Source organism: Pseudomonas sp. P116, assembly GCF_020149425.1.
Classification (GTDB): Bacteria; Pseudomonadota; Gammaproteobacteria; order Pseudomonadales; family Pseudomonadaceae; genus Aquipseudomonas; species Aquipseudomonas anatoliensis.
In genome coordinates this window covers 393041-404676 of the sequence record NZ_JACVHB010000005.1, presented here as the reverse complement: position 1 = coordinate 404676, position 11636 = coordinate 393041, and the positions used below count along the sequence as shown (strand labels likewise).

At 60.7% G+C, this 11636-nt stretch carries 8 protein-coding genes and 1 pseudogene; 6 read left to right on the top strand and 3 right to left on the bottom strand.

Annotation, left to right across the window (positions count from 1 at the left end; all coding sequences use genetic code 11):
• The first annotated feature begins 12 nt into the window (after window positions 1-12).
• The 4 genes from ICA15_RS19155 to ICA15_RS19140 all read left to right on the top strand — a co-directional run bounded on the left by ICA15_RS19155 (window position 13) and on the right by ICA15_RS19140 (window position 6894).
• Complete coding sequence (locus ICA15_RS19155) at window positions 13-3585, top strand: DUF2339 domain-containing protein (protein ID WP_210554344.1); 3573 nt, start codon at window positions 13-15, stop codon at window positions 3583-3585.
• Window positions 3582-4946, top strand: a complete 1365-nt coding sequence (locus ICA15_RS19150; RefSeq protein ID WP_150617464.1) for a DUF3999 domain-containing protein — start codon at window positions 3582-3584, stop codon at window positions 4944-4946. Before ICA15_RS19155 ends, ICA15_RS19150 begins: the two co-directional genes overlap by 4 nt.
• A gap of 331 nt (window positions 4947-5277) precedes the next feature.
• Window positions 5278-6288 carry a class 1 fructose-bisphosphatase gene (locus tag ICA15_RS19145; protein ID WP_150617465.1) on the top strand — a complete coding sequence of 337 codons (1011 nt, stop codon included), beginning with the start codon at window positions 5278-5280 and terminating at the stop codon, window positions 6286-6288.
• Between the two features lie 3 nt (window positions 6289-6291).
• Window positions 6292-6894, top strand: coding sequence for a DUF924 family protein (locus ICA15_RS19140; protein WP_210554343.1), 603 nt, complete (start codon window positions 6292-6294; stop codon window positions 6892-6894).
• 134 nt (window positions 6895-7028) lie between these two features.
• On the opposite strand, the gene ICA15_RS28705 is transcribed toward ICA15_RS19140, so the two are convergent.
• Window positions 7029-7793, bottom strand: a complete 765-nt coding sequence (locus ICA15_RS28705) for a methyl-accepting chemotaxis protein (protein WP_411959663.1) — start codon at window positions 7791-7793, stop codon at window positions 7029-7031.
• Between the two features lie 93 nt (window positions 7794-7886).
• A pseudogene (locus ICA15_RS28700) lies at window positions 7887-8909 on the bottom strand (sensor histidine kinase); the annotation flags it as partial.
• 294 nt (window positions 8910-9203) lie between these two features.
• On the opposite strand from ICA15_RS28700, the gene ICA15_RS19130 reads away from it, so the two are divergent.
• Together ICA15_RS19130 and ICA15_RS19125 are read left to right on the top strand one after the other, a co-directional pair.
• On the top strand, window positions 9204-9458 hold the full coding sequence (locus ICA15_RS19130) for an outer membrane protein assembly factor BamE (protein WP_150604007.1): 255 nt from the start codon (window positions 9204-9206) through the stop codon (window positions 9456-9458).
• Between the two features lie 30 nt (window positions 9459-9488).
• Complete coding sequence (locus tag ICA15_RS19125; RefSeq protein ID WP_150604006.1) at window positions 9489-10058, top strand: lipocalin family protein; 570 nt, start codon at window positions 9489-9491, stop codon at window positions 10056-10058.
• A 90-nt stretch (window positions 10059-10148) separates the two neighbouring features.
• Here the strand turns inward: ICA15_RS19125 and ICA15_RS19120 are convergent, their stop codons facing one another.
• A complete protein-coding gene (locus ICA15_RS19120; RefSeq protein ID WP_210554341.1) occupies window positions 10149-11513 on the bottom strand; it encodes a formimidoylglutamate deiminase in 1365 nt (454 codons plus the stop codon).
• Window positions 11514-11636 lie beyond the last annotated feature (123 nt).

Genomic DNA, 11636 nt, shown 5'->3' with positions numbered 1-11636 from the left:
GGGATATCGACCATGCAATGGATGTTCATGTTGATCGGGCTGGTGCTCGGCTGGCTGCTCGACGAATCGCTCAGTGATGCGCTGTTGGGTGCGCTGCTGGGGCTGGCGATTGGTCAGACGATCCGCATCGTGCGGCTTGGCTCGCAGATGGCGGAGCAACAGCACCAACTTGAACAGGTGAGGGAGGCCTTGCAAGGCGTCGCCCAGCGTCTGTTCCTGCTGGAAGGCTCGCCATCTCATGCGGCGACAACGCCAGGCGCTGAACCTGTGAGCGAGCCTGTTGACGTCGTCGCAGAGGCCCCGACACCCGAACTGGTCTGGGAATTGCCGCCCGAACTTGAGCCAATTTCCGCCGTCGCCAGCGAAACCAGCCAACCATTGCCGGACGATGTCTGGCGTCTGGACGCCGTCACCCCTGAACCACAACAACCCGCCGAACCCCGAGGCCCGAACCTTATCGAGCGTGGCATCAGCGCTGCACGCAACTGGCTGTTCGGCGGCAACACCGTACTGCGGGTCGGCGTGGTGCTGTTGTTCTTCGGTCTGGCGTTTCTGCTGCGTTACGCCACCGAAGGCATGGTGGTGCCAATCGAATTGCGTTACGCCGGGGTCGCGGCAGCGGCGTTGGGGCTGTTGGCGCTGGGCTGGTGGCTGCGGCAGCGCAACAGCAATTATGCGTTGATGCTGCAAGGCACCGGGATTGCGGTGCTGTACCTGACGGTGTTTGCGGCGATGCGTTTGCATCCGCTGCTTGATCCGTCCGCCGCGCTGGGTTTGCTGGTGGCCGTGACGGTGTTCTCGGCGATCCTCGCCATCACGCAAGATGCGTTGGGCCTGGCCGCAGCGGCCGCGCTGGGCGGTTTCGCCGCACCGATCCTGACCTCGACCGGCGCCGGTAACCATGTCGCACTGTTCAGTTATTTCGCATTGCTCAATGCCGGCATTCTCGCCATCGCGTGGTTCAAGGCCTGGCGCTTGCTCAACCTGATCGGCTTCGTCGGCACCTTCGGTATCGGTTTCGCCTGGGGCTTGCGCTCGTATGCGCCGGAACTGCTGTGGAGCACCGAGCCATTCCTGATTCTGTTCTTCCTGATGTACCTAGGCATCGGCCTGCTGTTTGCCCGACGTAAATTGCTCGATATGCCCGACGCTCCTGCGGACGGTGATCGCGAGGCGTTGCTGCACTGGTCGGCGCGCAAGGGCGATTACGTTGACGGGACGATGCTGTTCGGCCCACCCATCGTGGGCTTTGGTTTGCAGTTTGCGCTGGTCCAGCACCTGGAGTTCGCCGCCGCATTCAGTGCCCTGGCGCTGGGCATGATTTATATGGGGCTGGCCAAGGTGTTGATGGGCGGGCGCGCGGTACTGCTGGGCGAAACCTGTCTGGCGCTGGGGGTGATTTTCGCCAGTCTGGCGATTCCGCTGGGCCTGGATGCACGCTGGACGTCGGCGGCATGGGCGGTGGAAGGTGCGGGGATTTTCTGGCTGGGTTTGCGTCAGCATCGACCACTCGCCCGGGCCTTTGCGTTGTTGCTGCAATTCGGTTCAGCGCTGGCGTTTCTCAGCCAATTGAATGTCAGCGAAAGCAGCCTGCTCGATGGTGCTCCACTGGGCGCGCTGATGCTTGGCGCTGCGCTGCTGTTTAGCTTCTATCAACTGCGCAAAGCCACGCCGGAACAGGCTTCGCCTTGGGAACGCCAAGGGCTGCCGGTATTGGCGTGCCTGGGCCTGACGTTCCTTTATCTATTGGCGCCGTTGTTCTTCTTCATTCAGGGCACGGCGATCAGTTGGGCACTGGCCGGTCTGGCGACCTTGTTTGTAGGTTTGCGGCTGCAATCGCGCACGTTCCTGTTCACCGCGTTCGGCGTGCAATTGCTGGGTGGTGCCTTGTTCCTGCTGCGGCTGCAAGGCGCTGGCGAAGATTCGGCGGCAGTCTTCAGCGCCGGCTGGAGCGGTCTGCTCAGTGCGTCGTTGATTGGCCTGGCGCTGATCGCCGGCATGCTTTTGGCCGCTCGCGACGAGATGGTGCGCGGCGACGTACGCCTGTTGCGCGGTTTGTCGGTGGTGTTGCTGGCCGGTCTGGTGCTGATCAATCTGGCGGTGTTGTTTGTCCTGCCGTGGCAAACGGCGAGTGCGGTGTGGGCCGCCAGCGGTTTGCTGATTATCTGGCTGAGCCTGTACCTCCAGCAGCGCGTGAGTTTTGTCTTCGGACTGTTGTTGCAAGTGATCGGTGGCGCGGCGTTTTTGCTGGCCGGCCCCGAGCTCCTCGGGCCGCTGTCCGACGAGGGTCTGAAACCGCTGGCCCATGGCGGATTCTGGACGCCGCTGGTGCTGGGGCTGGCGGCGATGATCGGTGCCTGGCGCCTGCAACTGGGCAATCACGCTTCGGCGTTTGATGCACTGAGTTTGCAGCGCTTGTCCGAAGTCTTGCTGGTGTGGGGCGCTGGTTGGTGGGCGTTGGCGTGGGTCAGTGAGGTGCTGCGTTTTGCACCGGTGAATCTGCAAGGGACGTTGTTGCTGTTGGTGGCGGCGTTGAGTGTTCTGTTGTGGACGCTGCTGTCGCTGCGCTTGAAGTGGCCGGCGCTGGCCTTGCTTTGCACGCTGCTGATTCCAGCGGCAGGCTTGGTATTGCTGGCGGCTTGGCACTCGCGTTATCACCCGGCGGCAGACTTCGGCTGGGTGGCGTGGACATTGGTGTTCGCTGTGCACTTCTTCAGCTTGCGCCGTTTGGCGCCAATGCTGCCGGCACGCGCCTTGAGCACCGCCCATGTGCTCGGTTGCTGGCTGCTGATCGGCGTGCTCGCGCTGGAATTGCGCTACGGCTTGCTGCTGTTGTCCGAGCAATACAACGCCTGGCGCTGGTTGGGTTGGGCGCTTCTGCCGAGCCTGTATCTGTTGCTGGCGGCAGCGCCGCGAAACTGGCCGTGGCCGGTGGCGGCGTTCCCCCGCGAATATCGTCTGTATGCCGCCGCGCCTTTGGCAGTGTTGATGCTTGCGTGGTTCTGGCTGGCCAACGGGGTCAGCGATGGCAACGCTGCGCCATTGCCGTACGTGCCGCTGCTCAATCCGCTGGAGCTGGGTTTACTGTTCGCCTTGTTCGGCGTTTATGTCTGGTCACGCAGTGCGGTTTCGCAGCTGTCGATCCGTCAGGACTACGCCGATTACGCCACGCAACTGGTCGCCGGGGTTTCGCTGTTCGCTTTCTGCACCGCGTTGGTGACCCGCGCTGCGCACCATTGGGCGGGAATTCCATTCGAACTCGATCAACTGCTCGCCTCTATGCTGGTGCAGGCCGGGTTATCCATCGTCTGGACGCTGATGGCGCTGGGGCTGATGATCGGCGGACACCTGCGTCATCGTCGCGAGGTCTGGCTGATCGGTGCGGCGCTGATTGCGCTGGTGGTGGCCAAACTGATTTTTGTCGAATTGAGCAACCGTGGCGGCCTCGCCCGGATCGTCTCGTTTATCGGCGTCGGCGTGTTGCTGTTGGTGGTGGGCTACTTCGCGCCGCTGCCACCCAAACGCGTCGAAGCTGACCCGGAGGCAGGAAAACCAGCCCCGGAAACCGAAGGAGTTGCATCGTGAGTCGCATGCTGAATCTGGGGTGGTTGGCGTTGGGTGTGGTGATGGTCGCCGGCGCTCAGGAAAAACCGGCGGACTTCGCCACGCAGGTGCCGCTGTCGGTGACGGGCGATGGCCCGTGGTATCGCCTGGAGTTGCCGCTAAGCGCGCAATTGCAGGCGCGCCAGACCGATCTCAGCGACTTGCGCGTGTTCAACGCTGCCGGCGAACCACAGGCCTACGCCTTGGCCCGCGAATCGGCGCAAACCCGCGACGACGGCCAGTTGCACGAAGTGAAGTGGTTCCCGCTGTATAACGCCGCGGACGCCACGGAGCGCGCCCCCAACGTCCGGGTGCAATCCACCACCAACGGCACGCTGGTTGAGGTGCAGCCATCCAGTCAGTTGGAGGCGGGTGAGGAAGTGCTGCGCGGCTGGTTGCTCGACGCCAGTGCAATCAAGGCACCGTTGCAGCAGTTGATCCTCGACTGGACCAGCGAGCGCGACGGCTTCCAGCGTTTCAGCATCGAGGCCAGTGACGACTTGCAGCGTTGGCAGCCGTGGGGCGAGGGGCAGGTGGCGCGACTGACCTTTTCCGATGAGCGGATCGAGCAGCAGAACGTAGCCTTGCCGGGACAATCGGCGCGTTATCTGCGACTGCTCTGGGAGTCGCCCAACTCGGCGCCAATCCTGACCTCGGCGCAGCTGAAAAGCAGCGACCCACGTAACGTGCCGCTGCCGTTGGTCTGGTCGCAAGCGTTGGCGGGCAGTAGCAGCAGACCCGGTGAATACACCTGGCAGTTGCCGATGGGACTGAATGTCGAGCGGGTACAGGTTGAGCTGAAACAACCGAACAGTCTGGCGCCGGTAACCTTGGCCGGCCGGCGCGAGAGCAGCCTGCCGTGGCAGACGTTAAGCAGTGGTTTGCTCTATCGCCTGACGCAGAATGCCCAAGATGTGGTGCAAAACGAATTGCAGCTGTACGGGCAAACCGTGCAGCAATTGAAGCTGACGGTGGATGAACGCGGCGGCGGTTTGGGCGAGCAGGCGCCGAGCCTGAAATACGCGGTGCGGGCGACGCAGGTGATCTTCCTCGCTCGAGGGGAGGGCCCGTACAGTCTGGCGTTGGGTAATCCGAATGTGAAAACGGCGAATCTGCCGTTGACGACTCTTATTCCGGATTTCAAACCGGAGAAACTGGCGGCGTTGGGCAAGGCAACGGTTCAGGGGGACGCGGTTGCTACCCAGACATCGACCGCGACCACAGCAGCCGTGGCTGAGACCAATTGGAAGAAGCTCGGGCTGTGGGCGGTATTGTTGCTGAGTGTGGTGTTTCTTGGGGCGATGGCGTTCAGCCTGTTGCGCAAGCCTCCTTCTAAATCCTGAAAAAGGCGGGTGCTGCGCACCCGATCGCGAGCAGGCTCACTCCTACAGGGAGCGCATTTCTTCAGATGGAATGCGATCCCTGTAGGAGTGAGCCTGCTCGCGATAGCGGTCTACCAGCCAGCAAAAATCTTCGAACTGTTGGCGTCAGCCATGCACCACCGGTCTCGAACCGGTCTACGCTTAACCCGCGACCTGAACTCTCTGCACCCATTCACGTCTGATACAAGCAATTGCGCCCCGACGCACGTTACCGGGCGTCTTCGCTCGCTACGTTTTCAGACTCCCTGTAAACTGCGCGGGTTTTTAGCCCCCCATTCCACCGGAGCCGTCCATGTCCCGCGTTACCCTGAGTCGCTATTTGATTGAGCAGACCCGTAGCAACAACACTCCTGCCGATCTGCGTTTTCTGATCGAAGTGGTGGCGCGCGCCTGTAAAGAAATCAGCCACGCCGTGTCCAAAGGCGCCCTGGGTGGTGTTCTGGGCAGCATGGGCACTGAAAACGTGCAAGGCGAAGTGCAGAAGAAACTCGACGTGATCTCCAACGAGATCCTGCTCGAAGCCAACGAATGGGGCGGTCACCTGGCCGGCATGGCGTCCGAAGAAATGGACAATGCCTACCAGATCCCGGGCAAATACCCGAAAGGCGCGTACCTGCTGGTATTCGACCCGTTGGACGGTTCGTCGAACATCGACATCAACGCCCCGGTCGGCACGATCTTCTCGGTGCTGCGTTGCCCGAACGAATACCTGACCCAGAACGAGCCGCTGAACGAAAAAGCGTTCCTGCAGCCGGGCACTCAGCAAGTTGCCGCCGGCTACGCGATCTACGGCCCGCAGACCATGCTGGTGCTGACCTTGGGCGACGGCGTCAAAGGCTTCACCCTGGACCGCGAAATGGGCAGCTTCGTGCTGACCCACGAAGACATCACCATTCCTGAATCGACCCAGGAATTCGCCATCAACATGTCCAACCAGCGTCACTGGGAAGCCCCGGTACAACGTTATGTTGGCGAGTTGCTGGCCGGTGAAGAAGGTCCGCTGAAAAAGAATTACAACATGCGTTGGGTCGCGGCGATGGTTGCCGACGTGCACCGCATCCTGACCCGTGGCGGTCTGTTCATGTACCCGCGCGACAGCCGCGAGCCATCCAAGCCTGGCAAACTGCGTCTGATGTACGAAGCCAATCCGATGTCGTTCCTCGTGGAACAAGCGGGCGGCGCGTCCACCGACGGTCACCAGCGCATCCTCGACATTCAGCCGGACGGCCTGCACCAGCGTGTTGCGGTGTTCCTGGGCTCGAAAGAAGAAGTCGCCCGCGCTACGGCCTACCACAAGGAATAAACCATGAACGCGCCCTGGCAGCCGTTGCTCGATTGGTGGTTCGGAAATGCCGAATCACCGGATGAGATATCGGCTGACAAGGGCAAGTTGTGGTTCGGCAAGCGTGACAGCCAAGACCTCGAAGCGCAGACGCGTTTCGGGGTCTTTGTCGATCAGGCCCTGGCTGGCGAATTGACCGAGTGGACGCAATGTCCCGAAGGTTGGCTGGCGGTGGTGCTGCTGCTCGATCAACTGCCGCGAATGATCTTTCGCGACTCTCCCAAAGCTTTCTCCGGTGATCTGCGTGCGCAGAAGCTCGTTGCGCAAGGCATTGCTGCGGATTTCGATCGGCAGTTAAAACCCATTCAGAGAGTGTTCATTTATCTGGTGTTCGAACACTGCGAAAACCTCGCGGTGCAGAATGAGGCGGTTTCCAGATTTATCGAATTGGTGGCTGAACAGCCGGAAGCAGAGCGGGCAGTGTTTGCCGACAATCTGGACTATGCCGAGCGGCATCAGAAAGTGATCGCGCGGTTTGGAAGGTTTCCGCATCGCAATGCGGTGTTGGGGCGGGAGTCTACGGCTGAGGAGTTGGAGTTTCTTTCCGAGCCGGGATCCAGATTCTAAATTTTCAGAACGGCTGATGCCGCTTTCGCGGGCAAGCCCGCTCCCACAGTGTTTTGGGGTGGAGTACACATTGTGTGAACACCGAAGATCCCTGTGGGAGCGGGCTTGCCCGCGAAAGGGTCAGTTGCAGCATTTTAGATCCTGAAGCTGCCCACCAACTGCTTCAACCGCGCCGCCTGCTGCTCCAGATCTGAACAAGCCCGTAACGTCGCCTGCAAGTTCTCCACACCTTCCTGATTCAGCGTGTTGATCTCGTTGATATCAACGTTGATCGACTCAACCACAGCAGTCTGCTCTTCAGTCGCGGTGGCTACCGACTGGTTCATGCCGTCGATCTCGCCGATGCGTTGGGTCACGCTGCCCAGGCGTTCGCCGGCCTGATTGGCGATACCGACGCTGCTTTCGCTCTCGCGCTGACTCTCGGTCATGATGCTGACCGCCTGACGCGCGCCGACTTGCAGCTCTTCGATCATCTTCTGCACTTGTTGCGCGGAATCCTGGGTGCGGTGCGCGAGGTTGCGCACTTCGTCAGCGACCACGGCGAAACCACGACCGGCTTCGCCGGCACGCGCGGCTTCGATCGCGGCGTTCAGTGCCAGCAGGTTGGTTTGCTGGGAGATGCTGGTGATCACTTCCAGAATCTGGCCGATGTTCACGGTGTTGCTGTTCAGGGTTTCGATGTTGCCGCACGAATCGCTGATCTTCGCCGAGAGCTGTTGCATCGCGTGGATGGTTTTATCCACAACCTGCTGACCGTCGACCGCCAGGCTGCGCGCTTCGCTGGAATGCTGCGAGGCGAGGGCGGCGTTTTGGGCGATTTCCTGCGCCGCAGCGCCGAGCTGGTTGATCGCGGCGGCCACGCTGTTGGTGCGAGTGGCTTGTTGATCGGAGTTGTACATCGACGAATTCGAGGCCGCGACCACGCGCAGGGCGACTTCGTTGACTTGCCCGGTGGCTGAAGACACTTCGCGGATCGAGGTGTGGATACGCTCCACGAAACGGTTGAACGAGGTGCCCAGTGCGCCGAATTCGTCGTTGCCGTGGATGACCAGACGTTTGGTCAGGTCGCCTTCACCTTCGGCGATGTCGTGCATGGCGCGGCCCATGGTCAGCAGCGGCTGCATCAGCACGCGGATCAGCATGCCGAGCAGGAAGATGATGATCACCACGGCAATGACCATGGCGATCAGCGCCGAGGTGCGGAATTCGCTGAGCATCGAGAATGCGGTGTCTTTGTCCAGTACCAGCGCGACGTACCAGTCGGCCGACGGCACACCGTTGACGCGGGTGAAGGAGATAAATTGGGTCTTGCCGGCGAATTCGACTTCTTTCAGCCCCGGGCTGACTTTCGGTGCGCCGTTGGGGTAAGCCTCGGCGAGGGTCTTGAGCACCAGTTTGCTGTCCGGATGGATCAGGATTTTGCCATCGGCACTGACGATGAACGCGTGGCCGTGGCCGCCGAAGTTCAGCGAGTTGATGATCGCGCTGACGCTGGTCAGGTCGATGTCGGCACCGGCCACGCCGAGCATCTGGCCTTGGCGCTGCACCGGTGTGGCAACGGTGATTACCAGTTTTCCCGACGAGGCGGCAATGTACGGTTCGGTGACGATGGTCTGCTGCGCGCTGTTGGCCGCTTTGTACCAGCCACGGGCGCGCGGATCGTAATCCGGCGCGCGGTTGCCGGCGGGCACCGAGAACATCACGCCGTCAGTACCGCCGAAGTAGCTGAGCTGGAAATTGCCGGTGTAGGCGGGCAGGTCGATGATGCGTTTCAGGCTGGCGGGGGCGTTGCCGTCGATCGCGACCTGCTGGGACAGCGATTGCAGCAATTGAATGCGGCTTTCCAGCCAGGTCTGGATGTTGCTGGTGGTCAGGCTGCCGAGTTCCTGCATGGTCGACTCGGTGCTGCTGCTCAGCGCTTCGCGTTGACGATAGTCGTTGAAAAAGATGAAACAGGCGAACGCAACGGCCACCACGAGGGCGGCAGCCAACAAGATCTTGTGGCTGAATTTCATGTTTCTGGTCATCGAATGAGCTACCGCGAAGGGGCTGGTCAAGAAAGGGTGGCAATTTGCCGCACTCTAGGGCTTTGCGCTGCTTTTATGTCGACCGCTGCGCGTCAAAGATTAGGCTTCTTTTGCGAAATGCGACGAAGTGCTCAGAAGCGTTACAAAGTCTCTGATTTATCGGGAAAAGCCAGACGAGCGGAGCAATAAATAGCCAGTCCGGCAGGGAACCAGACAAGGGTTTTCTCTTCTAACCTTCTGGTTGGCACCATGCCATCCCCCCTTCGTTCCAGGAGTTACACCATGTCGCTGCGATCTCTCGCCCTGCTGTCGTTTTGCGTGCTGTTGGCCGCATGCAGCAAGGTCAATCAGGAAAATTACTCGAAGCTCTCGGCCGGCATGGCCAAGACCGAAGTGGAGACCCTGCTCGGCAAACCGACTGACTGCTCCGGCGCGCTCGGCATGTCCAGTTGCACCTGGGGCGACAAGAACAGCTTTATCAGCGTGCAGTACGCTGGTGACAAAGTGCTGATGTTTTCCGGCCAAGGCCTGAAGTAAACCGGGGCTTCGCGCCCACGGAGAAGAAAAATGAAGCGGTTATTGTTTGTCCTTTTTGCCGGCCTGGTACTGGCCGGCTGCGCCACTTCCGGCGTGGATCCGTTGGCGCCGAAAACCGTCGACAGCGTCAACCTCAAACGTTATCAGGGGACCTGGTACGAGCTGGCGCGTTTGCCGATGTACTTCCAGCGCCATTGCGCGCAATCCGAAGCCCGTTACACCCTCAAGCCTGACGGTAACGTTGCGGTGCTCAATCGCTGCCTGACCCCGGACTGGCAGTGGGAAGAAGCCAAGGGCACGGCTTATCCACAGGTGCCGGGCAAGACCGACAAGTTGTGGGTCGAATTCGATAACTGGTTCTCGCGACTGGTTCCGGGTGTGGCGAAGGGCGAATATTGGGTGCTGTACGTCAGCGACGACTACAAGACCGCCATCGTTGGCGACCCGAGTCGCAAGTACCTGTGGCTGCTGTCGCGCACGCCGACCGTCAACGGTGTGGTGCGCGAAGAATTGTTGAGCAAGGCCCGCCAGCAAGGTTACGACACCACGCGGTTGATCTGGCGAGCGTCGGATCGGCAGATGGCCAAGACCTCGAATTAATAGCGAAAAGATCGCAGCCTTCGGCAGCTCCTACAGGGGAATGATGTGTTCCCTGTAGGAGCTGCCGAAGGCTGCGATCTTTTGCTTTTCTTAACCTAATAGTTCGCGCAGGACTTGGGTAAACGCGCGAGCGCTTTGTTCTTCTGCCGCATGGCGTCCATCACGCACCACCCACTGGCCATTGACCAGCACATCGCGCACCTGACGATCGCCGCCAGCAAACAACCAGCGATTCAAAATCCCGTCCCCACTCGCCGTCGCCAGATACGGGTCGTTGCCATCGAGCACAATCCAGTCCGCACGTTTGCCGACTTCCAGCGCACCAATCGGTTGGCCCAACGCCTGAGCGCCGCCATCCAGCGCCGCGTCGTATAACGTGCGCCCGACCATCGGCTGATCCGCGCCATACAAACGGTTTCGCCGCTGATCACGCAGACGCTGGCCGTATTCCAGCCAACGCAATTCCTCTACCACGCTAAGCGACACATGGCTGTCAGAGCCGATACCCATGCGCCCGCCCTGAGCGAGGAAATCCACCGCCGGGAAAATCCCGTCGCCGAGGTTGGCTTCGGTGGTCAGGCACAAGCCGGCGATGGCGCGACTCTTGGCCATCAGCGTGACTTCTTCCGGGTTGGCGTGAGTGGCGTGGACCAGGCACCAGCGCTGATCGACTTCTGTGTTTTCGTACAGCCATTGCAGCGGGCGACGGCCGCTCCAGCTCAGGCAGTCGTCGACTTCCTTCTGCTGTTCGGCGATGTGGATGTGCACCGGGCAATGCTTGTCACTGGCCGCCAGTACTTCGCTGATCTGCTGCGGGGTCACCGCGCGCAACGAGTGGAAACACAGACCCAGGGATTGCGCCTTTTGCTGCGCCAACAAGGGCTGCAAACGCGATTGCAGATTCAGGTAGTTTTCGGTGTTGTTGATAAACCGGCGCTGGCCGTCGTTTGGCGTCTGGCCGCCGAAACCGGCGTGGCTGTAGAGCACCGGCAGCAGGGTCAAACCGATGCCGCTTTCGCTGGCAGCCTGACTGATGCGCAACGCCAGTTCAGCCGGATCGGCATAAGGCTGACCATTGCTGTCATGGTGAACATAGTGAAATTCAGCGACCGAGGTGTAACCGGCCTTGAGCATTTCGATGTACAGCTGACGGGCGATCACGCCGAGTTGATCCGGGCTGATTTTTCCGACGAGGCGATACATCAGGTCGCGCCAGGTCCAGAAACTGTCATTGGGATTGCCGGCCACTTCGGCCAATCCGGCCATTGCCCGCTGGAAGGCGTGGGAGTGCAGATTGGGCATTCCTGGCAGCAACGGACCGCTCAGCCGTTCGGCGCCATCTGCGGTGGAATCGGCCTGGATTTGGGTCAGCAGGCCATCGGCGCTGACCTCAAGACGTACATTATTGGCCCATCCGTTAGGCAGCAGCGCGCGTTCGGTAAAGAAGGCGGACATGGTTCAGCACCCCATCGTGTGTTATTTGTATATACATATACAGACGTTTGCCTGCCCGGTAAACTCCGGCAAGCTAGCAACCTCTACCGACGAACAAGGATCCACCGTGCCGACTCCGCCTCC

Bases quoted from the DNA above. Each gene is read 5' to 3' on its own strand.
- ICA15_RS19140 (WP_210554343.1), top strand. From the start codon at position 6,292: ATGAACGCGCCCTGGCAGCCGTTGCTCGATTGGTGGTTCGGAAATGCC.
- ICA15_RS19120 (WP_210554341.1), bottom strand. From the start codon at position 11,513: ATGTCCGCCTTCTTTACCGAACGCGCGCTGCTGCCTAACGGATGGGCC.
- ICA15_RS19125 (WP_150604006.1), top strand. From the start codon at position 9,489: ATGAAGCGGTTATTGTTTGTCCTTTTTGCCGGCCTGGTACTGGCCGGC.
- ICA15_RS19130 (WP_150604007.1), top strand. From the start codon at position 9,204: ATGTCGCTGCGATCTCTCGCCCTGCTGTCGTTTTGCGTGCTGTTGGCC.
- ICA15_RS19155 (WP_210554344.1), top strand. From the start codon at position 13: ATGCAATGGATGTTCATGTTGATCGGGCTGGTGCTCGGCTGGCTGCTC.
- ICA15_RS19145 (WP_150617465.1), top strand. From the start codon at position 5,278: ATGTCCCGCGTTACCCTGAGTCGCTATTTGATTGAGCAGACCCGTAGC.
- ICA15_RS28705 (WP_411959663.1), bottom strand. From the start codon at position 7,793: ATGTACAACTCCGATCAACAAGCCACTCGCACCAACAGCGTGGCCGCC.